Consider the following 261-nt stretch of genomic DNA (forward strand, 5'->3'; position numbering starts at 1 on the left):
GCGGCCGCATGCTGGCGGCGGGACGTGATGTGACCTTCCTGGTGCGCGAGAAACGTGCGCAATTGCTGGCGCGGAACGGCCTGCAGATCAAGAGTCCGGTCGGCGACCTGGCGCTGAGCAATCCGCCCACGGTGCAGAAACAAAACCTGCAGCAAGCCTATGACCTGGTCATCCTGAGCTGCAAGGCCTACGACCTGAACGACGCCATCGATTCCTTCGCCGCCGCAATCGGCCCGGATACCGCCATCCTGCCGCTGCTCA

General features: G+C 64.0%; 1 protein-coding gene. It reads left to right on the forward strand.

Annotated elements, in window-relative coordinates; genetic code table 11:
* On the forward strand, positions 1-261 hold a 261-nt coding region (locus tag HLUSI_RS27975), incomplete at both ends, for a 2-dehydropantoate 2-reductase N-terminal domain-containing protein (protein ID WP_040503349.1).

It is taken from the genome of Herbaspirillum lusitanum P6-12, from assembly GCF_000256565.1.
GTDB classification, from domain to species: domain Bacteria; phylum Pseudomonadota; class Gammaproteobacteria; order Burkholderiales; family Burkholderiaceae_D; genus Herbaspirillum; species Herbaspirillum lusitanum.